General features: G+C 68.7%; 21 protein-coding genes and 1 tRNA gene. 14 read left to right on the top strand and 8 right to left on the bottom strand.

Going from position 1 to position 24108, the window contains the following annotated elements; translation table 11 throughout:
- Positions 1–102: 102 nt before the first annotated feature.
- Complete coding sequence (locus SM757_RS12055; protein WP_322465633.1) at positions 103–447, bottom strand: RidA family protein; 345 nt, start codon at positions 445–447, stop codon at positions 103–105.
- On the bottom strand, positions 447–1157 hold the full coding sequence (gene plsY, locus SM757_RS12050) for a glycerol-3-phosphate 1-O-acyltransferase PlsY (RefSeq protein WP_322465632.1): 711 nt from the start codon (positions 1155–1157) through the stop codon (positions 447–449). Before plsY ends, SM757_RS12055 begins: the two co-directional genes overlap by 1 nt.
- A 141-nt stretch (positions 1158–1298) precedes the next feature.
- Here plsY and SM757_RS12045 point away from each other — a divergent pair, with 141 nt between their 5' ends.
- The 3 genes from SM757_RS12045 to SM757_RS12035 all read left to right on the top strand — a co-directional run bounded on the left by SM757_RS12045 (position 1299) and on the right by SM757_RS12035 (position 3883).
- Positions 1299–2705 (top strand): DUF3422 domain-containing protein, encoded by a 1407-nt coding sequence (locus SM757_RS12045; protein ID WP_322465631.1) that lies wholly within the window; start codon positions 1299–1301, stop codon positions 2703–2705.
- 70 nt (positions 2706–2775) lie between these two features.
- Positions 2776–3450 carry a DUF2238 domain-containing protein gene (locus tag SM757_RS12040; RefSeq protein WP_322465630.1) on the top strand — a complete coding sequence of 225 codons (675 nt, stop codon included), beginning with the start codon at positions 2776–2778 and terminating at the stop codon, positions 3448–3450.
- Positions 3451–3604: 154 nt separating this feature from the next.
- Positions 3605–3883, top strand: a complete 279-nt coding sequence (locus SM757_RS12035) for a dodecin (RefSeq protein ID WP_084267221.1) — start codon at positions 3605–3607, stop codon at positions 3881–3883.
- Positions 3884–3959: 76 nt separating this feature from the next.
- Here the strand turns inward: SM757_RS12035 and ybaK are convergent, their stop codons facing one another.
- Genes ybaK through SM757_RS12020 form a run of 3 tightly spaced genes read right to left on the bottom strand, consistent with a single transcriptional unit; the run spans position 3960 to position 6503 of the window.
- Complete coding sequence (ybaK, locus tag SM757_RS12030; protein WP_322465629.1) at positions 3960–4448, bottom strand: Cys-tRNA(Pro) deacylase; 489 nt, start codon at positions 4446–4448, stop codon at positions 3960–3962.
- A 22-nt stretch (positions 4449–4470) separates the two neighbouring features.
- On the bottom strand, positions 4471–5529 hold the full coding sequence (locus SM757_RS12025; RefSeq protein WP_322465628.1) for an aldo/keto reductase: 1059 nt from the start codon (positions 5527–5529) through the stop codon (positions 4471–4473).
- Between the two features lie 59 nt (positions 5530–5588).
- A complete protein-coding gene (locus tag SM757_RS12020; protein WP_322465627.1) occupies positions 5589–6503 on the bottom strand; it encodes an Hsp20/alpha crystallin family protein in 915 nt (304 codons plus the stop codon).
- 260 nt (positions 6504–6763) lie between these two features.
- Here SM757_RS12020 and SM757_RS12015 point away from each other — a divergent pair, with 260 nt between their 5' ends.
- Positions 6764–7678: an alpha/beta fold hydrolase gene (locus SM757_RS12015; RefSeq protein ID WP_322465626.1), complete on the top strand. Its 915-nt coding sequence runs from the start codon at positions 6764–6766 to the stop codon at positions 7676–7678.
- Between the two features lie 265 nt (positions 7679–7943).
- On the opposite strand, the gene SM757_RS12010 is transcribed toward SM757_RS12015, so the two are convergent.
- Both SM757_RS12010 and SM757_RS12005 read right to left on the bottom strand, forming a co-directional pair.
- Positions 7944–10046 carry a VC_2705 family sodium/solute symporter gene (locus SM757_RS12010; protein WP_322465625.1) on the bottom strand — a complete coding sequence of 701 codons (2103 nt, stop codon included), beginning with the start codon at positions 10044–10046 and terminating at the stop codon, positions 7944–7946.
- A 1-nt stretch (position 10047) separates the two neighbouring features.
- Entirely contained in the window at positions 10048–10407 is a 360-nt protein-coding gene (locus SM757_RS12005; protein ID WP_084267219.1) for a DUF4212 domain-containing protein, read from the bottom strand.
- A gap of 23 nt (positions 10408–10430) precedes the next feature.
- Between SM757_RS12005 and SM757_RS12000 the strand changes: the two genes are divergently transcribed.
- From SM757_RS12000 to SM757_RS11955, 10 genes are all read left to right on the top strand, one after another.
- Complete coding sequence (locus tag SM757_RS12000; protein ID WP_322465648.1) at positions 10431–10628, top strand: hypothetical protein; 198 nt, start codon at positions 10431–10433, stop codon at positions 10626–10628.
- Positions 10545–11649 (top strand): peptide chain release factor 2 gene (prfB, locus tag SM757_RS11995; RefSeq protein WP_157118760.1). Its coding sequence is split into 2 segments (ribosomal slippage): positions 10545–10625 and positions 10627–11649, totalling 1104 coding nucleotides; the frame shifts between segments, so codons are not numbered across the junction. The genes SM757_RS12000 and prfB overlap by 84 nt, the downstream gene beginning before the upstream one ends.
- Before the next feature lie 87 nt (positions 11650–11736).
- Positions 11737–14451 carry an aminopeptidase N gene (gene pepN / locus SM757_RS11990; RefSeq protein ID WP_322465624.1) on the top strand — a complete coding sequence of 905 codons (2715 nt, stop codon included), beginning with the start codon at positions 11737–11739 and terminating at the stop codon, positions 14449–14451.
- Positions 14452–14479: 28 nt separating this feature from the next.
- Positions 14480–15499, top strand: a complete 1020-nt coding sequence (locus tag SM757_RS11985; protein WP_322465623.1) for a class 1 fructose-bisphosphatase — start codon at positions 14480–14482, stop codon at positions 15497–15499.
- Positions 15500–15707: 208 nt separating this feature from the next.
- Positions 15708–15783 (top strand) — tRNA-Thr (locus SM757_RS11980).
- A gap of 144 nt (positions 15784–15927) precedes the next feature.
- Positions 15928–16893, top strand: a complete 966-nt coding sequence (locus SM757_RS11975; RefSeq protein ID WP_322465622.1) for a glucokinase — start codon at positions 15928–15930, stop codon at positions 16891–16893.
- 21 nt (positions 16894–16914) lie between these two features.
- A complete protein-coding gene (locus tag SM757_RS11970; RefSeq protein ID WP_322465621.1) occupies positions 16915–17829 on the top strand; it encodes a DUF72 domain-containing protein in 915 nt (304 codons plus the stop codon).
- 117 nt (positions 17830–17946) lie between these two features.
- Entirely contained in the window at positions 17947–19134 is a 1188-nt protein-coding gene (locus SM757_RS11965) for a DUF3182 family protein (RefSeq protein WP_322465620.1), read from the top strand.
- A gap of 58 nt (positions 19135–19192) precedes the next feature.
- Entirely contained in the window at positions 19193–20041 is an 849-nt protein-coding gene (locus tag SM757_RS11960) for an alpha/beta hydrolase family protein (RefSeq protein WP_066332654.1), read from the top strand.
- A 366-nt stretch (positions 20042–20407) separates the two neighbouring features.
- The gene (locus SM757_RS11955) at positions 20408–22600 is read left to right on the top strand and encodes a sensor domain-containing protein (RefSeq protein WP_322465619.1); all 2193 of its coding nucleotides are present in this window, start codon (positions 20408–20410) and stop codon (positions 22598–22600) included.
- 39 nt (positions 22601–22639) lie between these two features.
- Here SM757_RS11955 and SM757_RS11950 read toward each other — a convergent pair whose 3' ends face one another.
- On the bottom strand, positions 22640–24097 hold the full coding sequence (locus tag SM757_RS11950; RefSeq protein WP_322465618.1) for a TrkH family potassium uptake protein: 1458 nt from the start codon (positions 24095–24097) through the stop codon (positions 22640–22642).
- Positions 24098–24108 lie beyond the last annotated feature (11 nt).

The raw sequence follows: 24108 nt of genomic DNA, 5'->3' as shown, positions 1-24108 counted from the left end.
GCTTGGGACGCCCCAAACCGGCGCCCGCACGCCGCCCTATCCGGAAGCAAAACGGCCGCCCAACCATGCGTTGGGCGGCCGTTTCACTGTGCACTGCAGCTTTTACAAGGCCGCCGTCGCCACGATTTCCAGCTTCCAGTCCGGGTTGGCCAGGGCGGCCTGCACGGTGGCGCGCGGGGGCGCCTGGATGTCGGCGACCCAGCGGTCCCAGACGGCGTTCATGGCCGGGAACTCGGCCAGGTCCTTGATGAAGATCTGCACCATCAGCAGCCGGCTCTTGTCGGTGTGGGCGCGCGCCAGCAGCGCATCGATCTGGTCCAGCACCTGCTGCGTCTGCCCGGCCATGTCGGCCGTGGCGTCGCTGGGCACCTGGCCGGCCAGGTACACGGTGCCGTTGTGCACGGCCATCTCCGACAGGCGCGCGCCGACGTCAAATCGCTGAACCATTACTTCGCTCCTTTGTGCTTGCGGTGTTGCTTGTGCCCTGCGTGGCTGCCGGCCGCCTGCTTGTGCGCCGCCGCCGCACCACTGTTGGGCGTCGCGGCGGCCGCCTTCTGGCCGATGCGGCTCTCGGTGCCGGCCAGCAGCTTCTTGATGTTGGCGCTGTGGCGCCACACCAGCAGCAGGCCCATGACGGCCACGGCCAGCGCCGCGGGGCTGGCGCCCCAGATCAGCAGCTCATAAAAGGGCGCGAACAGCGCGGCCACGATGGCGGCCAGCGAGGAGTAGCGGAAGAAGTAGGCGATGGCCAGCCAGGTGGCCAGCGTGGCCAGCGCCAGCAGCGGGTTCAGGCCCAGCAGCACGCCCAGCGCCGTGGCCACGCCCTTGCCGCCCTGGAAGCGGAAGAACACCGGCCACAGGTGGCCCAGGAAAGCGGCCAGGCCGACGAAGGCGATGGTGGTGTCCGAGAGGCCCAGGCGCGGCGCCAGGGCTTGGGCGATGAGCACGGCGGCCGTGCCCTTGAAGGCGTCGAAGGCCAGCGTGAGCGCCGCGGCCTTGCGGTTGCCCGACCGCAGGACGTTGGTGGCGCCTGGATTCTTGGAGCCGTAGCTGCGCGGATCGGCCAGGCCCATGAAGCGGCTCACGATCACCGCAAAGGACAGCGACCCCAGCAGGTACGCCCCCAGCAACGCCAGCAGGCCAAACAGCAGCTCCATGTCCCTTGTTCGCGGATCGCAGGCAGTTAGACAGCCCGCCAGTGTAAGCGGCGGGCCAGGTTGTTCCTATTGACAGCCTCGTGCAAGGCGCCGTTACACGCGCCCATTACAGTGTCAACCCTTGGAGGTTTGACGCAGCGCATGAACACCCTCACCGACGACGCCCCGCACGCGGCCGCACCCGCCGTCCCCGTGGCCTGGCTGCCGCGCAGCCACACCGAGCTGCACGGCGAGCTGCACGCCCGCCCGGCGCTGCCGGTACGCACGCCCAGCGTGGTGTCGTCCTGGGCACAGTGGGGCATGAGCGCGGCGCAGGCGGAAAGCGCCTTGACCGAGCTGTGCCGCGCCAGCGGCGAGCCCGAGCCCCCGCCCGGCGCGCGCCACCACGTGCTGCACACGCCGCGCTTCGAGATGCGCTTCGAGCGCCACGGCGAGTTCGTGAGCTGGCAGGTCAACCGCCCGCTGCACCTGCCCGGCGGCACGCCCGCGGACGGCGCGCTGGACGAGCTGCTGGAGCATGCCTCGGCCACCGAGCTGCTGCCCTCGGCGTTCGTGCGCGCCCTGGCGCCGCCGGAAGGCGCGCCCATGATCGCCGCCACCCACGTGCTGCTGCTGCAGGCCGACGAGGACAGCCTGCCGCTGCTGCGCCGGCGCATCTCCACCGCGCTGGGCAGTTGCAGCGGCCACCTGTGCGAGGACGGCGCGCCGCTGCTGGGCGCCGTCATCGCCGACGGCCAGGGCGTGGTCTTCACGGACCTGCGCCTGCGCGGCGACGGTTTCACCCGCTTCGTCCTGCTGGACATGGGGCTGCCAACCGACCAGGCCGCGCGCGAGGCGCAGCGCCTGTGCGAGATAGAGACCTACCGCATGCTGGCCATGCTGGGCTTCCCGGTGGCGCAGAAGGAGGCGCAGTCCCTGGCGCATCTGGAGCGCACGCTGCAGCGCACGGTGGACGCCATGGCCAACGACGACTCGCTCGACGACGCCGCGGCCTTCGAGACGCTGACCAAGCTGGCCGCCGAGATCGAGCACGGCGCCGCGCGCACGCGCTACCGCTTCTCGGCCACGCGGGCCTATCACCAGATCGTCCAGCGCCGCCTCTCGGACCTGCGCGAGCGCCGCATCGAGGGTGTGCAGACGCTGTCGGGCTTCTTCGGCCGCCGCTTCGCGCCGGCCATGGCGCTGTGCGAGAGCACGGACGCGCGGCTCACCGACGTGGCCGACCGCATCAACCGCGCCGTGAGCCTGGCCCGCGTGCGCGTGGAGGTGCAGCGCGAGGCGGGCAACCAGGAGGTGTTCAAGCTCCTGGCCCACCGCCAGCAGCAGCAGCTCCGGCTGCAGCAGACGGTGGAAGGCTTGTCCGTGGTCGCCATCAGCTACTACGCGCTTGGGCTGGTGGGCTACCTGGCCAAGGCGGCCAAGGGCGTGCCGGCACTGGCCGCGGTGATGCCGCCGGCCGACGTGGTGGTGGGCCTGGCCGTGGCGCCGGTGGTGGGCTCGGTGTGGTGGTTCCTCAAGCAACTGCACCGGCGTCTGGGTAACCACTGATTCAAGCGGGCATCACGCATGCTCGGAGGGTTGACATGGTGAAAACAGCCGCCAGCGGAGGCTTGCATCCATGTTCGCTCCCTTGCACAAACGCGCCGGACAGCCATCCGGCACCGCCGCGCTGCGGCGCAACCTGCTGCACCCGGCCTGTGGGCTGACGGTGCTGCTTGGGCTGGTGGTCTCAGGCCTTCAGCCCTACAGCCGCCTGGGCTGGCTGGCCGAGGCCGCGCCCGTGCTGCTGGTGGGCGCGGCGCTGGTGCTGACCTACCGCCGCTACCCCTTGAGCACGCTGACCTACGTGCTGCTGTCGCTGTTCGCGCTGGTGGTGCTGACCGGGGCGGCCTACAGCTTCCAGCGCGTGCCGCTGGGCTTCTGGCTGGAGGACGTGTTCGACCTCTCGCGCAACCCGTATGACCGCGTGGGCCACTTCCTGCAGGGCGTGGTGCCGGCCATGGTGGTGCGCGAGCTGCTGCTGCGCCGCGGCTGGGTGACGCAGCGATTCGTGGCCGGGGTGCTCTCGGCCTGCGTGGCGCTGGCGCTGAGCGCGGGCTACGAAATCCTGCAGTGGCGCCTCACGGTGTTTTTCGACCGCTCGCCGCAGGACTTCCTGGGCTGGCAGGGCGACGTATGGGACAGCCAGGCCGACATGCTGTGCGCGCTGGCGGGCGCGGTGCTGGCGCTGCTGGCCTTGTCGGCCCTGCAGGACCGGCAGATGGCGCGGCTGCGCTGGCCGGTGCGGCGCTGAGCGTGACGGGGTGCCGCGCCGGCGGGCGTGGCGGCTTCACCCCCGCCGCCTGGGGCATGGCCGGCAGGCGGCTTGCCCCATAGGCTGGCCGCGCCGCCGGCGCCTGCACTCGCAGGGCCGCCGCTCATCAACTCCCGCGGCCAGGAGAACAACGATGTCCCAACACGTCTACAAGCTCATCGAGCTGGTGGGTTCGTCCACCACCGGCACCGACGACGCCATACGCAACGCCATCGAGACCGCCGCGCTCACCGTGCGCCACATCGACTGGTTCGAGGTCGTGGAAACGCGAGGCCACGTGGTGGATGGCCGCGTCGGCCACTACCAGGTCACGCTCAAGGTCGGCTTCAGGCTGGCGCCGGATACGCCGGCGGGCGATGGGGACGGCGGCGGCACGCAGTCCGGCGGCGTGAGCGGGATTGGGACGGCCTGACGCCCCGGCGCACACCCCGCGCGAAATGGAAAAAGGCGGTCCGCGGGACCGCCTTTTCCATGGCCGGCACGCGCTCTCAGAGCGCGCAGTGCACCGGCTTGGCATCCACCAGCGTGCTCAGCAGCTTGGGATCGATGCCCACCAAAAACCCGCGCTTGCCGCCGTTGATGCAAATCTTCTCCAGCGCCAGCACCGTCTCCTCCACATACACCGGCATGGCCTTCTTGGTGCCGAACGGGGACGTGCCGCCCACGAGGTAGCCGCTGTGGCGCTGGGCCACTTCCGGCTTGCAGGGCTCCACGCTTTTCACGCCGATCGCGCGCGCCAGCGCCTTGGTGCTGACCTGGCGGTCACCGTGCATGAGGACGATCAGGGGCTGCGCGCGCTCGTCCTGCATCACCAGCGTCTTGACGACCTGGTGCTCGTCCACCCCGAGCTGGCGCGAGGACTCGGCCGTGCCGCCGTGGTCCACGTAGTCGTAAGAGTGCTCGGTGAAAACCACGCCCGCGTGGCGCAGGAACTGGGTGGCGGGCGTCTCGCTGACGTGCTTGTCCTTCTTGGCCATGTCTTTCTTGTTGTCGTGCGGCTTACTGCGCCGGGTCGCGGTGCGTCCAGCGGATGTCGTCGATGACCTTGAGCAGGTTGGGCGAAAGCTCGGTGTCCCAGGCGTCCAGGTTCTCGTCGAGCTGCTCGACGCTGGTGACGCCGATGATGGTGCTGGCCACGCGCCAGTTGCGGTAGCACCAGGCCAGCGCCATGCGCGTGGGCGTGAGGCCGTTGGCGCGCGCCAGGGCGTTGTAGTGGCGCGCGGCCTGCAGCGCCTCCATGCGGCCCCAGCGCTGCTGCTTCATGGACTCGAACTGCGCTAGGCGCCCGGGGTTGTCCACGTCGCCGAAGCCACGCTGGTCGTACTTGCCGGTGAGCAGGCCAAAACCCAGCGGCGAGTAGGCCAGCAGCGACACCTGCGCGTGGTACAGCGCCTCGTCCAGCCCGTTGTCCACCACGCGGTTGACCAGGCAGTACGGGTTCTGCACGGTGGCGATGCGCGGCAGGCCCATCTGCTCGGCAATGCGGACGAACTCGGCCACGCCCCAAGGGGTTTCGTTGGACAGGCCGATGGCGCGCACCTTGCCGTCGCGCACCAGCCGCTCCAGCGCCTGGAGCTGCGACTCGATGCTGCTCACGGGCGCGAGCTTGTTCGGGTCGAAGTACACGCCGCCGAAGGCGGGCACGTGGCGGGCGGGCCAGTGGATCTGGAAGAGGTCGATGCACTCCACGCCCAAGCGCTGCAGGCTGTCGTTGCAGGCCTGGACGATGCGCTCGGGGCGCAGGTCCGGCACGCCGCCGCCGATCCAGTCGTAGCGCGAGGGGCCGGCGACCTTGGAGGCCAGCACCACCTTGTTGCGCGCGCCGGGGCGGGCCTTGAGCCAGGAGCCCAGGATGCGCTCCGTGTCGCCGTAGCGCTCCGCGCTCGGCGGCACGGGGTACATCTCCGCGGTGTCCAGGAAATTGACGCCGCGCTCCAGCGCGCGGTCCAGGATGCGGTGGCTGGTGGCTTCGTCCACCTGCTCGCCGAAGGTCATGGTGCCCAGGCAGATGGGCGTGACGCGCAGCTCGCTGCGGCCCAGGGTGATGGTGTCAAGCATGGACGCAAGTTTGCATCACCACGGGTTCGTGGGGAAAACCACCGGCCTGGGCGACGCGCTCATGAGCCGGCTTCGCTGCCCGCACCGGCGCTGCCCGCCGTCCCGCCGCTCATGCCGCCACCCGGCGCGCCGTCCTGGATGGGAATCTGCCGGCTGCGGTTGTGGCGCACGGGCATGTCGAAGCTCACATCCAGCACGCCGTTGTGGAAGCTGGCCTGCGCCGTGTCGGGGTTGACGCCCTCGGGCAACGGCAGGGCGCGCTTGAAGTGCCCGTAGCTGCGCTCGCTGCGGTAGTAGCCGCCGGGCTGGGCCGAGGTGCTGGTGGTGCGGCGCTCGCCCTGGACGACAAGCTGCCCGTGGTCGAAGTGGACCTGCAGGTCGTCGCGGTGCAGGCCGGGCAGGTCCATGCTGATGTGCAGCCGCCCGCCGCGCTCGCACAGCTCCACCTGCGGCAGCCAGCCGGCGCCCGGCGAGCTGCCCATGGCGGAGGAGGAAGACGCGCCGCCCGGCGCCTCGGCCATGGCGTCGTCCACACCGCCGCTGCTGCCCGCGCCGGAAGAAGGCATGCCCGCCGTGGCGTCCGAGCCGCGGTCGCGCAGCCGGCCGCGCAGCAGCTCGCGGCCGCCGCCTATGAACTGGTGGAAGAGGCGGTCCACGTCCTCGTCCAGCCGCTTCAGCAGCTCCAGGGGACTGCCGCCGCGGCCGCTCAGGAAATCGGTGTAGCGGCCGCCGCCGCGCGGGCCCTGGGGCGATTCGGCGCCGCCGCCGGGCTGCGCGCCCTGCCCGCCCATGCCCTGGCCGCTGCCGCCGCCCTGCTGGCCGGCGTTGGCGCTGAACTGCGATTGCTGGGAGCCGCCCTGTTGGGCCGAGGGGCCGCCCTGCTGCTGGCCTGGCTGCTGGCCTTGCTGCATCTGCGCGCCCTGCGGGGTGGATGGCTGGCCTGGTGCTCCGGAGTGCTGCTGTTGCTCGTCCATGGTGAAACCCTCCGCATCGGAAAAACGCCGGCCGCGCCAGATGCACCCAGGTGCGGCCGGCCGGCATGACGCACCCGGGCAGACGCCATGCCCAAGGGCACGGCGGCCTGTGCCATTCGTTCCCAGCAAGACCTTTGAGTTCTGTGCCGCGCCCGGCTTTACAAACCGCGTCGCCCTTGCCGGACGACGTCAATGCGGTTTCACCGGGGTGCGCGCGGGCGCCGAAGCCGCCCCTTGAGCCGCCCTTTAGAGTGCCGGCCATGACCTCCCCCGCCTACCAGCCGCGCCGTCCCGCCGCCAGCCGGTTCCTCGACCTCCGCAACGTCCGCTACCACCTCCACACCTGGGGCGACGCGTCGCAGGCTACCGATGAGCGCCCGCCTCTCGTGCTGCTGCACGGCTGGATGGACGTGGGCGCCTCCTTCCAGTTCCTGGTGGACGAATTGACTGCGCCGCGCTGGGTGATCGCCCCCGACTGGCGCGGCTTCGGCCGCAGCACCGTCCCCGGCGCGGACGCCTACTGGTTCCCCGACTACCTGGGCGACCTGGACGCGCTGCTGGATGCGCTGAGCCCCGATACGCCAGTGGACCTCGTGGGCCACTCCATGGGCGGCAACGTCGCCATGGCCTATGCCGGCGTGCGCCCGGCGCGGGTGCGGCGCCTGGTGAACCTGGAAGGTTTCGGGATGCCGGACAGCCGCGCCGCGCAGGCGCCTTCGCGGCTGGAGAAGTGGCTGGACGAGCTGAAGAAGCCGGCGCGGCTGATGACTTACGACAGCCTGCAGGCCGTCGCCGTCCGGCTGCAGGCCAACGACCCGTTTCTTGCCGCCGACAAGGCCGCCTGGCTGGCCGCGCATTGGGCCGAACCCGACGGCGACGGCCGCTGGCGGCTGCTGGCCGACCCGGCACACAAGCGCGTCAACCCGGTGCTCTACCGCAAGGAGGAGGCGCTGGCGGCCTGGCAGCGCATCCAGGCGCCGCTGCTGTGGGTGGAGGGCGAGGACACCGAGGTGCTGCGCCGCTGGGGCGCGGCCTACCCGCGCGAGGACTTCGAGGCCCGCATGGCGACGCTGCCGCCCCACCGCCGCGCGGTGCTGCCGCGCTGCGGCCACATGCTGCACCACGACCAGCCCGCGGCCGTGGCGGCTTTGATGGAAGCGTTTCTGGCCGCTTGAGCACCGGGCCGGGCCGCGGCGCGCGGCAAGGAAAGCCGGGAGCGCCGGGAAAGAAGCGTGGCCGCCTTACAGCAAGGCGCTGAACAAAGCCGGCACGCCGATCACCACCAGGCTCACCAGCAGCAGCTCGGCACCGCCCAACCTGTCCACGACCTTGCCCAGCTTCTGCATCGCCGTCTCCAACTGCTTTGTGGCCCTGTTGCCGCACAGCGTAGGCAGCCCCCCGGATGCGGGACTTGATCAATCTCAAGTGCGCCGGGGTCCTTCAGCTCGGTGTTTTCCCGGGGTGGCGCCAGTCGGAGAGCGCGGCCTGCGTCTGCGCCGAGGGTGGCGGCGTCAGCAGGCTCACCACGACGATGGCGACGACGCCCACCGGCACGCCCAACACGCCGGCCGACACCGGGTGCAGCCCCCACCACAGCTCCACCGGCGACTGGATGTGGAAGACGCCGCGCAGCCAGGGCTGCGTCAACACCATGTAGGTGCCGGCGGTGAGCACGCCCGCCACCATGCCGGCGCAGGCGCCCGCGCGCGTGGCGCGCTTCCAGAAGATGCCCAGCACCAGCGCCGGGAAGAAGGCCGAGCCCGCCAGCGAGAAGGTGGCCGACACCAGGAACAGGATGTCCGCCGGCTTGTGCGCCGCCACCGCCGCCGCCGCCAGCGCCACCACCAGCAGCAGCGTCTTGGAGATGGTCACGCGCCGCGCCGTGGAGGAGCCCGGCCGCATGACGCGGTAGTAGGTGTCGTGGCCCAGGGCGTTGGAGATGGTCAGCAGCAGCCCGTCGGCCGTGGACAGCGCCGCGGCCAGGCCGCCGGCGGCCACCATGCCGGCAACGACGTAGGGCAGCCCGGCGATCTCCGGCGTGGCCAGCATGATGATGTCGCCGCCGATCTTCATCTCGCCGAGCTGGAAGATGCCGTCGCCGTTGACGTCCTGCACCGACAGCAGCGCCGGATCGACCTTGGACCAGTTCGAGATCCACGCCGGCAGCCGGTCGAAGGGCGTGCCCACCAGCACGTTGAAAATCTCGTACTTCACCAGCACCGCCAGCGCGGGCGCCGTGACGTAGAGCAGCAGGATGAAGAACAGCGTCCACGCCACCGAGGCGCGCGCCTCGCGCACGTTGGGCGTCGTGTAGTAGCGCGTGAGCACGTGCGGCAGCGCCGCGGAGCCCACCATCAGGCAGAACACCAGCGCCATGAAGTTGCGCCGCGACACCTCGGGGTTGCTGCGCGAGAGCGGGTCGCCGTCGGGCTCCCCGGCAAAGGGCACGGCGTGCTCGGGCATGCCCGCCAGCGGACGGGCGCGCGCCTCGTTGGCCGCCTTCTCGGCCTGCCACGCGCGCCGCGCCTCCTCCTCGTTGTTGGGCAACTGCGCCAGCGCGCGCTCGGCGGCGTGGATTTCGCTTTGCGGCGCGTTGGTGTGCTTCAAACGCGCCACGCGCGCCTTGGCGGCATCGACTTCAGCCTCCAGCGCCGCGGCCACGTTCTCCAGGCGGCGCTCGTAGGCGTCGGCACGGCCCTGGAAGGTGGAGATCACCTCCTTCTCGCGCGGGTCGGCCTTGAGCTGCTGCTCGCGCTCGCTGACCTTTTCAAGCTGCACGCCGTACACCACCAGCGGCAGCGGCACGCCCGTCTGCTTGGCCGCCAGCCAGCACACGGGCACCAGGTAGGCCAGGATCAGCACGATGTACTGCGCCACCTGCGTCCACGTCACCGCGCGCATGCCGCCCAGGAACGAGCACACCAGCACGCCGCCCAGGCCCACGAACACGCCCACCTCGAAGGGCAGCCCGGTCAACCGCGCCGTGATCAGGCCCACGCCGTAAATCTGCGCCACGAGGTAGGTGAAACTGACCAGGATGGCGCAGCCCGCGCCGATGAGCCGTGGCGCGTGGCCCTCGTAGCGCGCGCCCAGGAAGTCGGGAATCGTGTACTGGCCGAACTTGCGCAGGTAGGGCGCCAGCAGCAGCGCCACCAGGCAGTAGCCGCCCGTCCAGCCCATGACGTAGGCCAGGCCGCCGAAACCGCTCAGGTACAGCGTGCCGGCCATGCCGATGAAGGAGGCTGCGCTCATCCAGTCCGCCGCCGTGGCCATGCCGTTGTAGAAGGCCGGCACGCGGCGCCCGGCCACGTAGTACTCGGCCGGGTCGGTGGTGCGGCTGAGGATGCCTATGCCGGCGTACAGCGTGACCGTCAGCAGCAGGAAGGCAAAGCCGATCCAGCGCTTGGACAGCCCCGCCACCTCCTCGGCCACGCCCAGCAGCACCACGAAGACGATGAAGCCCAGCGCAAAGGCCAGGTAGATGCGGTGCAGCCGGCTGCGGAAGTGCCGGTCGGCCGACGGGGAGGCGCCGGGCGCGGTCACCTCAGGGCTCCTCCGCCAGGCCGGCGGCGTCGTCCAGCCGGCCCATGGCCCAGGCGTAGACCACCACCACCGCCAGGAACACCAGCAGCGCCCCCTGGGACGCCATCCAGAAGCCCAGCGGCCAGCCGAAGAAGCGCTGCCGCAGGTCGGCCGCGAAGTAGACGCCCACGAAACCGGCCAGGAACCACACCAGCAGCAGCACCGCGGTGAGCCAGCACGTGCGCCGCCAATGCACGGCCAGCGCCGCCGCGGATGCGGGCGCGGGCGCGGCCTCGGACGGCAGCGCCGTGCCGCGCGGCGGTGCGGCGGCGGGCGATGGGGGGGTGTCGGCCTGTTGTTCTCGGCGGCCTTTGGGCTGCATGTCGTCTCCACGGCACGGCCGGTTTGGACGGCGGCCGCCGGGCGGCATTCTCTTACAACGCCCGCACGCTCCTGAACGGCGCGGTGCGCGTGCGAAAATCCACCCCTTTCACGCATCACAACCGCGGGTCCCCACACATGGACATCGAACGCATCAACGCCATCGGCAGCCTGCTGACCGACCTGAGCGAGCGCACCAGTGCGCTAAGGGGGTATCTTTGACTACGACCGCAAAGCCCTGCGCCTGAACGAAGTCAACGCCGCGCTGGAGAACCCCAGCGTCTGGAACGAACCCAAGCGCGCCCAGGAGCTGGGCCGCGAAAAGAAGACGCTGGAGGTGGTGGTCGACACCATCAACCACCTTGAGCGCAACCTCGGCGACAACCTCGAGCTCTGGGAAATGAGCAAGGCCGACGAGGACGTGGACGCCCTCGAAACCATAGAGGCCGAAGCCCAGCAACTGCAGGCGACGGTGGAACAACTGGAGTTCCGCCGCATGTTCAACAACCCTGCCGACCCCAGCAACTGCTTCATCGACATCCAGGCCGGCGCCGGCGGCACCGAGGCTTGCGACTGGGCCAGCATGCTGCTGCGCCAGTACCTCAAGTACTGCGAGCGCAAGGGCTTCAAGCCCGAGGTCATGGAAGAGACCGAGGGCGACGTCGCGGGCATCCGCAGCGCGACGATCAAGGTGGAAGGCGACTACGCCTTCGGCCACCTGCGCACCGAGACCGGCGTGCACCGCCTGGTGCGCAAGAGCCCGTTCGACAGCTCAGGCGGTCGCCACACCAGCTTCGCGTCGCTGTTCGTCTACCCGGAAGTCGATGACTCCATCGAGATCGACATCAACCCGGCCGACGTGCGCACCGACACCTTCCGCGCCTCCGGCGCGGGCGGCCAGCACATCAACAAGACCGACTCGGCCGTGCGCCTGACGCACATCCCCACCGGCATCGTCGTGCAGTGCCAGAACGACCGTTCGCAGCACCGCAACCGCGACGAGGCCTGGCAGATGCTGCGCTCGCGCCTGTACGAGCACGAGATGCGCAAGAAAATGGCCGAGCAACAGAAGCTCGAAGACGCCAAGACCGACGTGGGCTGGGGACACCAGATCCGCTCCTACGTGCTGGACCAGAGCCGCATCAAGGACTTGCGGACCAACGTCGAAATCTCCAACACCCAGAAGGTGCTGGACGGCGACCTCGACGCCTTCATCGCCGCCAGCCTGAAGCAGGGTTTGTAAAACCCACCGCCGCGAACGGGCCCCGCCGCACTCGGCAAGGGGGCGGGCCCGTTCGTGCCACCACCCAGACACGCCACGGGAGCAGCAATGCGCGAAGGCACCGTCACCCTGGTCCGCCGCGAGGATTACCTCGCGCCGGCCTACCGCATCCGCAGCGTCGAGCTGTGCTTCGACCTCGAACCGGCCAAGACGCTGGTGAGCTCCAAGCTCGCCATCGAACGCAACCCGCAGGCCGCGCCCCAGCCGCTGCGGCTGCACGGCGAGGGCCTCACGCTGCTGCGCGTGCTGGCCAACGGCGAGAGCGTCAGCTTCCGGCACGAGGACGGCCAGCTCGTCATCGACCACCCGCCCGCGGACGAAAGCTTCACGCTGGAAATCCGCAACAGCTGCTGCCCCGAGAAGAACACCGAGCTCTCCGGCCTCTACACCAGCGGCAGCGGCTTCTTCACCCAGTGCGAGGCCGAGGGCTTCCGGCGCATCACCTACTTCCTGGACCGCCCGGACGTGATGGCCGTCTACACGGTGACGCTGCGCGCGGACAAGGCCAAGTACCCGGTGCTGCTGTCGAACGGCAACCTGGTGGAACAGGGCGAGCTGCCCGGCGGCCGGCACTTCGCCAAGTGGCACGACCCCTTCCCCAAACCCAGCTACCTGTTCGCCCTGGTGGCGGCGGACCTGGTGGCGCGTGAACAGAAAATCCGCACCCGCTCCGGCAAGGAGCACCTGCTGCAGGTGTTCGTCCGCCGCGGCGACCTCGACAAGACCGAGCACGCGATGAACTCGCTGGTCGCCTCGGTGGTGTGGGACGAGGCGCGCTTCAAGCTGCCCCTGGACCTCGAACGCTTCATGATCGTGGCGGTCGAGGACTTCAACATGGGGGCCATGGAGAACAAGGGCCTCAACATCTTCAACACCAAGTTCGTCCTGGCCAGCCCCGCCACGGCGACCGACGTGGACTTTTTCGGCGTGGAAAGCGTGGTGGCCCACGAGTACTTCCACAACTGGACGGGCAACCGCATCACCTGCCGCGACTGGTTCCAGCTCAGCCTCAAGGAAGGCCTCACCGTCTACCGCGACCAGGAGTTCTCGATGGACATGAGCGGCGGCGCCAGCGCCCGCGCCGTGCGCCGCATCGAGGACGTGCGCCAGCTGCGCGCGGCCCAGTTCCCGGAAGACGCGGGCCCCATGGCCCACCCGGTGCGCCCGGACAGCTACGCCGAGATCAACAACTTCTACACCGCCACCGTCTACGACAAGGGCGCGGAAGTCGTGCGCATGATGGCCACGCTGGTGGGCCGCGAGGGCTTTGCCAACGGCATGAGCCTGTACTTCGAGCGGCACGACGGGCAGGCAGTCACTTGCGACGACTTCGCGCAGGCCATCGCCGACGCCAACCCGGGCAGCGCGCTGTCGGTGCGGCTGGACGCCTTCAAGCGCTGGTACGCCCAGGCCGGCACGCCCACGGTCACCGCCCGCGGCACCTACGACGCCGAGAACCGCCGCTACACGCTCACGCTGGAGCAGTTCTGCGGCCCCTCGCCCGGCCAGCCTTTCAAATTCCCCTTCGTGATCCCGGTGGCCATGGGGCTGGTGGCGCAGGACGGCAGCTCCTTGCCGCTGCAACTGGCGGGCGAGGAGGCTCCCGGCGGCACCAGCCGCGTGCTGGTGCTGGAGCACCCGCAGCAGCAGTGGGTGTTCGAGAACGTGGACGCCGCCCCCGTGCCCTCGCTGCTGCGCGGCTTCTCCGCGCCCGTGAACCTGGACGACGGCCTGTCCGACGCCGAGCGCATGGTGCTGCTGGCCCACGACAGCGACGCCTTCAACCGCTGGGAATCGGCGCAAAAGCTCGCCCTCTCCCGCCTGTGCGCTGCCGCCCAGGGCCTGGGCCCGGCCGCCCTGGACGCGCCGCTGGTGGAAGCCCTGCGCGCCGTGCTGCGCCACCCGGCGCTGGACGCCTCTTTCAAGGAGCTCGTCCTGCAACTGCCCAGCGAGGGCTACGTCGCCGAACACCTGCCGGTGGTGGACCCGCAGCGCGTGCACGAAGTCCGCGAGGCGATGCGCGCGCAACTGGCCGAGCAGCTCCATGCCGACTGGATCGAAGCCTTCGAGCGCAACGCCACGAACGAGGCCTACGCGCCCACCGTGGCCCAGGCCGGCAAGCGCGCCCTGGTCAACATGGCGCTGTCCATGCTGTGCCTGCAGTCCCAGCGCAGCGGCGACCCGGTGTGGCCCGGCCGCGCGTATCAACGCTTCAAGGACGCGACCAACATGACGGAGCGCTTGGGCGCCCTCTCCGCGCTGGTCGAGTCGCATGCCGGGCTGGCCGAGCCGGCGCTCTCGCGCTTCCACGAGCTGTTCAAGGACGACGCGCTGGTGCTGGACAAGTGGTTCGCCCTGCAGGCCCGCGCGCCTGAGCTGGACGGCCGCGTCTTCGCCCGCGTCAAGGCGCTGCTCAAGCACCCCGACTTCTCTTTGCGCAACCCCAACCGCGCGCGCAGCCTGCTGTTCTCGTTGACCATGTTCAACCCGGCGGCCTTCCACCGCGCCGATGCGGCGGGCTACGTGTTTTGGGCCGACCGCGTCATGGACATCGACGCCATGAACCCGCAGCTCGCCGCCCGCCTGGCGCGCGTGATGGACCGCTGGCGCAAGCTGGCCGAGCCCTACCGCGGCGCGGCGCGCGAGGCCATCGCCCGCGTGGCGGCCAAGCCGGACCTGTCGGGCGACGTGCGCGAGATCGTCACGCGCGCGCTGGCCGAGGACGAGGCCAATGCCAACGCCCAGGCCGCCGCGGCCCAATGAACATTCGATCACCACTGGAGGCAGCACCATGAGCAGCAAGCGAGTCAGTCTCACCCAATACCTGGTCGAGCAGCAGCGCGAGCACGACAACATCCCGGCGCAGCTGCGGCTGCTCATCGAGGTGGTGGCGCGCGCCTGCAAGCGCATCGCCATCGCGGTCAACAAGGGCGCGCTGGGCGAGGTGCTGGGCACGGCCGGCAGCGAGAACGTGCAGGGCGAGGTCCAGAAGAAGCTGGACATCATCTCCAACGAGGTGCTGATCGAGGCCAACGAGTGGGGCGGCCACCTCGCGGCCATGGCCAGCGAGGAGATGGATGAGATCCACATCATCCCCAACCGCTACCCGCAGGGCGAATTCCTGCTGCTGTTCGATCCGCTGGACGGCTCCTCCAACATCGACGTCAACGTCAGCATCGGCACCATCTTCTCGGTGCTCAAGAAGGGCGCCGACCACGAGGGCGTGAGCGAAGCCGACTTCCTGCAGCCCGGCAAGTCGCAGGTGGCCGCGGGCTACTGCGTCTACGGCCCGCAGACCACGCTGGTGCTGACGGTGGGCGCGGGCGTGGTGATGTTCACGTTGGACCGCGAGCTGGGCGGCTGGTTCCTCATCGAGGAGAACGTGCAGATCCCGGCCGACACCAAGGAATTCGCGATCAACATGAGCAACATGCGCCACTGGGACGCGCCGGTGAAGCGCTACATCGACGAATGCCTGGCCGGCACCACCGGCCCCCGCGGCAAGGACTTCAACATGCGCTGGATCGCCTCCATGGTGGCCGACGTGCATCGCATCCTGTGCCGCGGCGGCATCTTCATGTACCCGTGGGACGCGCGCGAGCCGGCCAAGCCCGGCAAGCTGCGCCTGATGTACGAGGCCAACCCGATGGCCTTCCTGGTCGAGCAGGCCGGCGGCGCCGCCACCAACGGCCAGCAGCGCATCATGGACATCCAGCCCTCCAAGCTGCACGAGCGCGTGAGCGTGATCCTGGGCTCCAAGAACGAGGTGGACGTCGTCACGGGCTACCACCTGGAAGCGGCCAAGAAGTAAGGCCCTTTCGTTGAGGCCCGGGCCGGCGGCGACGGACTGATCGCCATCGGCACGGGGCTTGCCGCGATGTGCGCCAACACCAACGCGCACACCGCCCTGCCCCGTGACTTCCCCCCGCCGCCAGCCTCGCAAAAACGGGTTTGAAAAATTTCAAGCGAAACGCTTGCATTCCCCCTTAAACCCGTGCCACAATAGCTGTCTTGACACCGCCGGTGTAGCTCAGTTGGTAGAGCAGCGCATTCGTAATGCGAAGGTCGGGAGTTCGACTCTCTTCACCGGCACCAAACACGAAGGCCCTGGTTTCTTACGGAACCAGGGCCTTTTCGTTGCGCGCTCGCCTTTGGCGTTGCACAACGGTGCGGCGGCGTCTTCGCCCTCCTTGCCGCATGCGATGCTGCGCACCCCTCAAGACTTGATGAGGCCCCGCCATGCAGCCCGCACCTGACACCCTGCGCCTCGTGGGCGACGTGGGCGGCACCAACGCCCGCTTCGCGCTGCTGGACGACTTCGGCCACCTGCAGGCCGCCAGCACCCTCTCCACCACGGGCCACGCCGACCTTGCCGCCGCCGTGCGCGCCTACCTCGCGCCGCTGGGCTCGCCCGTGCTGCGCGAGGCGGCCGTGGCCATCGCCAACCCCATCAGCGGCGACCGGTTGCGCATGACCAACAGCCACTGGTCCTTCTCCATAGAAGCCACGCGCCAGGCGCTGGGCCTCACCCGCCTGTGCATGCTCAACGACTTCGAGGCGCTGGCACTGGCCGTGCCGGGCCTGGCGGGCGAGCAGCTCGACGCCGTGGGCGGCGGCCAGGCCGTCGAGGGCGCACCCAAGGTCGTCATAGGCCCCGGCACGGGGCTGGGCATGGCCGCCATCGTCCGCGAGCGCGACGGCCGCTGGCGCGCCCTGCCCGGCGAGGGCGGCCACGCCTCCATGGCGCCCTGCTGCGAGCGCGAGGCCGACATCCTGCGCGTGCTCTGGCGCGAGTTCGGCCACGTCTCGGCCGAGCGCGTCATCTCCGGCATGGGCCTGGAGAACCTCTATCGCGCCATCGCCACGCTGGACGGCGCTCCGGCGCAGCCGCTGCAAGCCGCCGACATCAGCCACCAGGCGCTGGCCGGCGGCAACGCGCAATGCGTGGAGGCGCTGCAGCGCTTTTGCGCGCTGCTGGGCGGCGCCGCGGGCAACCTGGCGCTCACGCTGGGCGCGCGCGGCGGGGTGTACGTGGGCGGCGGCATCGTCCCCAAGCTGGGCGACTGGTTCGCGTCCTCGCCATTCCGCGCCGCCTTCGAGGCCAAGGGGCGCTTTCGCGACTACTTGGGCGCCATCCCCACTTTCGTCATACGCGCCGAGGAGCCGGCGCTGCTGGGCGCGGCGCGGGCGCTGGAACAGGGCTGAAGGCGCCACCGGAGGTGCGGCATGGGCAGCAAGCTCAACATCCTCGTCGGCACCGCGTCCTGGACGGACAAGTCGCTCATAGACAGCGGCCGCTTCTATCCCAAGGAGGCGACCACCGCCGAGGCCCGGCTGCGCTTTTACGCCTCGCGCTTCGCGCTGGTGGAGGTGGATTCCTCCTACTACGCCATGCCCTCGCCCGCCACGGCGCAACTGTGGGCCGAGCGCACGCCGACGGACTTCACCATGAACGTGAAGGCCTTCCGCCTCTTCACCGGCCACCAGACGCAACCCAAGGTGCTGCACGAAGACCTGCGACGCGCCCTGAACTGGCCGGAAGGCCGCAACCTCTACTGGAAGCACGTGCCGCCTGAGATCCAGGCCGAGTTCTGGCGCCGCTTCCAGCACGCGCTGCAGCCGCTGCAGGACGCCGACCGCCTGGGCCTGGTGCACTTCCAGTTCGCGCCCTGGGTGGTGTGCAACCCGGCCGGCATCGCTCACGTGCACGACTGCGTGGCGCACATGCCGCAGCACACCCTGAGCGTCGAATTCCGCCACAAGAGCTGGTTCGACGACAAGCACCGTGCCGACACCCTGGCCATGCTGCGCGACCTGAACCTCGTCCACACCGTGGTGGACGGCCCGCAGGGCTTCAGCAACAGCGTGCCGGCGCTCTGGGAAGCCACCCACCCCGCCGTGGCGCTGCTGCGCCTGCACGGGCGCAACACCGAGAGCTGGAACGTCGCCGGGCCGACGACGGCGGCCTCCGACCGTTTCAACTACGACTACAGCGACGCGGAGTTGGGCGGCCTTGCCGAAAAACTGCGCGAGCTGGCCGCGCAGGTGGCCGCCGTGCACGTGGTGTTCAACAACAACCACGAGGACCAAGGGCAGCGCAACGCGGCCACGCTCATGCGGCTGCTCCACCTCTCGCGTTGAAGACCAGCCCGATGGACGCGCGCCGGTCCGGCCACCAGACCCCCTGTTCGCGGGCACAGCCCTTGCCGATCCCGGTGAATCCGGCCGCCTGCGCCGACCGCACCGGGGTATTTCATCGTGAGCACTGCTGTCCTCATCCCGTCGGCCGGTGGCCGGCATCCCCCCTTCGACCTGGCCCAAGGCGTCCTGCCCGCCGGGCCGCGCCAGGCGCTCACGCCGCACCGGCGCCTCACCTTCGTACCCTGCCGCGCCGACGCGCGCGAGCATGAGCTCGTCACGCAGCGCGGCATCGCGCAGCGGCTGGCCGCGCTCATGGGCTGCGAGCTGGCCGAGGGCGCCGACGGCATGGCCAGCCTGGGCTACGTCATCCCCAACGACACGCTGATGTCGCTGGCAGCGGCCCGGCGCCTGGGCATACGCGGCGAGGAGGATTTATTCGGCGGCGTCGTGCCCTACCCCTTCGTCGCCACCAAGGTCATTACCCACGGCCTGCTGCGGCCGGATGCCGCCGCGCCCGGCGGCTGGAACCCCGACTTCAACGAGCGCGTGCGCGACAGCGTGCTGCCGGGCTGGTCCGTCTTCAGCGTGGCGGATGCGCGCGAGGCCGCGCAGCGGCTGCTGCAGGGCGGCCCCGTGCGCTTCAAGCCCGCCTGCGGCATTGGCGGCGCGGGCCAGTCCGTGCTGCACGGCGAAGCCGACCTGGACGCGGCGCTGGCTGCCCTGCCGGCCGAGCAGATTGAGCAGCACGGCCTGGTGCTGGAGCGCAACCTGGCCGCCGACGTGCAGACCTACAGCATCGGTTTCCTGCGCCTGGGCTCGCTGGTGGCGAGCTATTTCGGCACGCAGCGCAACACCCTCAACCGGCTTGGGCAGGAGGTCTATGGCGGCTCTACGCTCACCGTGGTGCGCGGCGGCTTCGAGGCCTTGGAAAACCTGGCCGCGGACGACGAAGGCGCGCGCCACGCCGTGGCGCTGGCGCGCACGTATCACGAGGCCGCACGCGACTGCTTCCCGGGCTTCCTGGCCTCGCGCGCCAACTACGACGTGGTGCGCGGGCTGGATGCATCAGGAACCCTCTGCGCCGGCGTGCTGGAGCAGTCCTGGCGCATGGGCGGCGCCAGCGGCGCCGAGGTGGCCGCGCTGCAGGCCCTGTGCGACGCCCCCGCGCGCCACACCGCCCGCGCCTCCACGGTGGAGGCGCATGGCGAATTCGATCCGCTGCCTGACGGCGCCGTCCTCTACTACCGCGGCGTGGACGAGCACGTGGGCCCCATCACCAAATACGCCCTGCTGCACGAGGACTGACCCACACGCCCCCGCGCGGCGCGGCCATCCACTTCCAGGCAGGAGCAGCGCCCAAACCATGAGTACCCGAGAACAGGCCGTGGACATCGAGGTCGATGCCACGAGCATAGACGGCACCGTCATCACCCCCGGCACCGCCATGCCCGGCGTGCTTTTCGTGCACGGCTGGGGGGGCTGCCAGCGGCAGTACCTCACCCGCGCGCGGGAGATCGCCGCGCTGGGCTGCGTGGGCCTCACGTTCGACCTGCGCGGCCATGCCGACACGCAGGAGCAGCGCGAATCCGTCTCGCGCGAGAGCAACCTGCGCGACGTGCTGGCCGCCTACGACCTGCTGGCCCGCCACCCCCACGTGGACCCGGACGCCATTGCCGTGGTGGGCAGCAGCTACGGTGGCTACCTGGCCACCATCCTCACCACCAAGCGCAAGGTGCGCTGGCTGGCGCTGCGCGTGCCGGCCCTCTACATCGACAGCGGCTGGGAAGTGCCCAAGGTGCAACTGCACAAGGACCAGGACTTGAAGGCCTACCGGCGCAGCTTCATCAAGGCCAAGGACAACCTGGCGCTGCGCGCCTGCGCCGACTTCGAGGGCGACGTGCTCATCGTCGAATCCGAGCACGACGACATCGTTCCGCACCCCGTGATCACCAGCTACCGCGAAGCCTGCCTGCAGGCGCGCTCGCTGACCTACCGCTGCCTGGCCGGCGCCGACCACGGCCTGACCAGCGAGGTGTCGCAGCGCGCCTACACGGCGCTGCTGACGCAGTGGCTGGGTGAAATGCTGGCCGGCGCGCGGCGCGAGGGCGATGCGCTGGCGGCCGAGGCGGCCAAGGGTGTGGCCAGCCGGCAGGCCGCGGCCGAGACCGCCGTGAGCGAGGTGGAGCCGGAGGCGCCGCCGATGGCACGCTGAAATTTGCCGGGCACAACGAAATACCACGGAAGTTTGCAGGCCGGATATTTCCAATACTCCTGCGTTCATGCCCGGCCCAATCGGTCCCCTTTTGCACAGACACCCAAACGCTTTCGAGACCGGCTGCGCCAAATAGCCAAAACCTGTCCATCCGGACAGCGTGCTCCGCACAATCCGTGCACCCAAATCGGTGCGCAAATTACAGGGTTTGCCCTCTTGCGCACCGTCACCGGGACAGCGCAGCGAAGATTGCACCTGTTTCAGCCCGTATCCGCCGTGCGCTGCAAGGCACGCCACTTGCGTTGGCAACTCCAGAAAAAAACATTGAAGCACACTGACGCCAGGGCACCTTTTGAAGAATGTTGAGTGACGCGCACCATGGCAAATCCAATCATCGATACCGCCGCAACGAGCAAGCAGCCCATCATGGGCATTCACTCGCTCGAAGCATTGCTGGCCAATATTGATGGCATGGTTTATCGCTGCCTTGCCGACAAGGCATGGACCATGGAGTTCGTCAGCCAGGGCAGCCTGGCGCTGACCGGCCACCTGCCGGCTGAATTGCTTGGTGAAAAAGCCATTGCCTTCTATGACATCATCCACCCGGATGATCGCGACGGCGTTGAACTGGCCATCCAAACGTCGCTTGAAAACAGCCGGCGCTACGATATCGAATACCGCATCCTCCGCAAGGACGGTGATATTCGCTGGGTTTCCGACCGCGGCACTGCGGTGAAGCGAGGTGACCAGGGCATTTCCATACTTGAAGGCATCATTCAAGATATCACCAAGCGGAAAAAGGCCGACGAAGATCTGCTGGAAGCCGAACGCCGCTATCGGAGCATTTTCGAAAATGCCGTCGAAGGCATTTATCAATCCACCCTGGAGCAGGGTTACCTGGCCGTCAACCCCGCCCTGGCGCGTACGTATGGATACGACTCTCCCAGCCAGTTGATCAGCAACCTGCGCGATATAGGGTCGCAACTTTACGTGGACAACGGACGCCGGCTCGAATTCATGAAGATCATGGACGAGCACGGCATCGTTTCCAATTTCGAATCGCGCGTCTACAGAAAAGATGGGTCCGTCATCTGGATTTCTGAAAACGCCCGCGCGGTACGCAACGAGGCCGGCAATTTTTTATTTTACGAGGGCACGGTCGAAGATATTACGCAGAGAAAAGCCAACGAGGCGAAGATCCATTTCCAGGCCACCCACGATCCCTTGACGAAACTGGCGAATCGGGCGCTGTTGCAAGAGCGCCTGGACCAGTCCATCGAGCGGGCGCGGCAGGAAGGCAAATGTGTGGCGACGGTTTTCCTGGACCTGGACAAATTCAAGTACATCAACGACAGCCTGGGCCATCAGGTGGGGGACGAGCTGCTGCTCACCATTGCCGAGCGCCTCAGGCATTGCGTGCGCGAAAGCGATACCGTGGCCCGTCTCGGCGGGGATGAATTCGTGCTGGTGCTCGTCAACCAGAGCAATGACAAGTCCGTCGAGAGCACCGTGCAGCGCGTGCTGGCCGATGTGGCCAAGCCCTGGAGCGTCAACGGCATGGAAGTCCAGGTGACCTGCAGCGTGGGCATCAGCATGTTTCCCGCCCATGGCACCGACTCCACCGCGCTGCTCAAGCATGCGGACGCCGCCATGTTCGAGGCCAAGCGGCTTGGGCGCAACAACTCCCAGTATTTCTCTGAAAACTCGAACGGCGTCGTCACCGATGGCCTTGAAATGGTTTCCAGCCTGCGGCGCGCGGTCGAAAACCAGGAAATGCTGCTGCATTACCAGCCTAAGTACGATTTGCGTACCGGCCGGATGGTGGGCGCGGAGGCGCTGATACGCTGGCGCCATCCCAAGCGCGGCCTGGTGAGCCCGATTGAATTCATTCCCATGGCGGAAGAGGCTGGCCTGATAGGGGGCATAGGCGAATGGGTATTGCAGACGGCCTGCCGTCAAAGCCGTGATTGGCAAAATGCCGGATATCCGCCCATCTCGGTGGCCATCAACGTCTCCCCCATGCAGCTTGAACGGGACGATTTGGTCCATCAGGTCGCAACCGTGCTGGAACAAACCGGCTTGGCGCCCGAGCTTCTCGAAATCGAGATTACCGAGAGCGGCATGATGCGCAAGGTCGAGCATTCCATGGCGGTTCTGCAGAAACTCAAGAATATCGGAGTGCGCATCTCCATAGATGATTTTGGCACCGGCTACTCCAGCCTGAGCCATCTCAAGCGCCTGCCCTTGGACACGCTGAAGGTCGACAAGAGTTTTGTTCGCAATATATCTTCAGACCACGAGAACCATTCGATAGTCAAGGCGATTGTTCTGTTGGCAGGCTCTCTCAAGCTGAAGGTTGTGGCCGAAGGCGTTGAAACCGAGGAAGAGTACAAGGTGCTCCAGAATATCGGCTGCGATGAGATGCAGGGTTATTTCAAGGGCCGGCCCGTGCCTGCCAACTGTTTTGCGGAAAGGCATCTCGATACCGGCCATTTGTCATGGCCGGCTCAGAAGATTGCGCAATTGTGCGCTCCCAACTGCCATGGGCTGCTGCCGTGAGGCGGAAATACCGGTCCCGCCGCCAAGCGGGACGTAGGCCTATTTCCGCCAGAAAGCGGCCGTGAACAGCACCAGTATCGAAAACAATTCCAACCGCCCAAGCAGCATGGCGATGGTGCAGACCCAGACCTGGAAATCCGTCAGCGGCTGAAACGTGCCCGCCGGGCCCACCAGCCCCAGCCCGGGCCCCGTGTTGTTGAGGCTGGAGAGCACCGCGGTGAAGGCCGTCACCACCTCCAGCCCGGAGAACAGCAGCAGCAGCGTGGCGCCCACCATCACCGCGCCATAGACCAGCATGAAGGCCAGCACCGACTGCAGCACGTTGGCATCGACGGCCGCGCCGCCCAAGGTGATGGGCACCACCGCGCGCGGATGCACCAGGCGCTTGAACTCGCGCTGCGCGCTCTTCATCAGCAGCAGCGAGCGGATGAGCTTGATGCCCCCGCCCGTGGAGCCCGCGCAGCAGGTGAAGCACGAAAGGAACAGCAGCAGCAGCGGCGCGAACGGCGGCCACTGCGCGTAGTCGCGCGTGGCAAAGCCGGTGGTCGTGGCGATGGAGACGACGTGGAAGGCCGTGTGGCGCAGCGTCTGGCCCAAATCCGGGTACACGCGGTGCGCCATCAGGTACAGCGTCAACCCGGCCACCGCCGCGGCCAGCAGGGCGAAGTACACCCGCGCCTCCAGGTCGCGCCACAGCCCGCGCAGGCTGCGTCGGCGCCAGGCGACGAAGTACAGCGCGAAGTTGATGCCGGCCAGCAGCATGAAGACGGTCGCGACCAGCTCGATGGCCGGCGAGTCGAAGGCGCCGAAGCTCGCGTCGTAGGCCGCGAAGCCGCCCAGGCTCACGGTGGTGCACATGTGCATGAAGGCGTCGGCCCAGCTCATGCCGGCCAGCCGGTAGGCCAGGAAGCAGGCCAGCGCCATCACGAAGTAGATGGTCCACAGCCCGCGCGCCGTCTCGGCGATGCGCGGCGTGAGCTTCTGGTCCTTCATGGGCCCCGGCGTCTCGGCCTTGAAGAGCTGCGAGCCGCCCACTCCCAGCAGCGGCAGGATGGCCACGGCCAGCACCAGGATGCCCATGCCGCCGATGAACACCATCAGGCAGCGCCAGACGTTGATGGACAGCGGCAGCCGCTCCAGCCCGGTGAGCACCGTGGCGCCGGTGGTGGTCAGGCCGGACGCCGCCTCGAAGTAGGCATCGGTGAACGAAAGGCCCTCGATGTGGAAGAGCAGCGGCAGCGCGCCGAACACCGGCAGCACCGTCCACACCAGGCTCACGAGCAGGAAGCCGTCGCGCGGCTGCAGCTCGCGGCGGGAGCGGCGGCCGAGCAGGTACAGGGCCAGGCCGCTAGTGAACGTGATGGCGATGGCGCCGTCGTAGGCGTAGAGCGCCGCGTCGCCGCCCAGGAAGGCAAAGGCCAGTGGCACCAGCATGGTGGCGGCGAACAGCATGACGATGCCGCCGAGCACGGCCAGGACGGGCAGCAGGCTTCGCAAGGGCGCGTCCC

The sequence above is a fragment of the Azohydromonas lata genome, from assembly GCF_034427735.1.
Lineage (GTDB): Bacteria > Pseudomonadota > Gammaproteobacteria > Burkholderiales > Burkholderiaceae_C > Azohydromonas > Azohydromonas lata.
The sequence above is the reverse complement of the archived record's forward strand: the minus strand, read 5'-3'. Positions and strand labels throughout refer to the sequence as shown.